The following is a 293-nucleotide window of genomic DNA, read 5'->3' on the forward strand; positions in this document are numbered from 1 at the left end:
CGCAGTGGCCTGTCGATCGTATTGGACAGAACGCCTCGCGGCTGACACTTGGTCTGACCTACGACGGTAGCGGCCGCATCTTGAGCGTCGTGCCTCCTTCCGGCAATGCCACGCATTATGCGTACGATGCGAAAGGTAACCTCATTTCGGTAACTGCGCCTATTGGATACGTGCGTCAGTATCTGTACGAAGATGTCCGCTTCCCAAATGCATTGACTGGCATCAAGGACGAATCAGGCTCGAGGATCGCAGCATGGACCTACGATTCCAGTGGACGTGCGATCTCGGTCACA

At 55.6% G+C, this 293-nt stretch carries 1 protein-coding gene; it reads left to right on the forward strand.

All coding sequences use genetic code 11. From position 1 onward, the window contains the following. On the forward strand, positions 1–293 hold a 293-nt coding region (locus tag P0D70_RS36970), incomplete at both ends, for an RHS repeat domain-containing protein (protein ID WP_408188152.1).

The organism is Paraburkholderia sp. RL17-381-BIF-C (assembly GCF_046026435.1).
GTDB lineage: Bacteria > Pseudomonadota > Gammaproteobacteria > Burkholderiales > Burkholderiaceae > Paraburkholderia.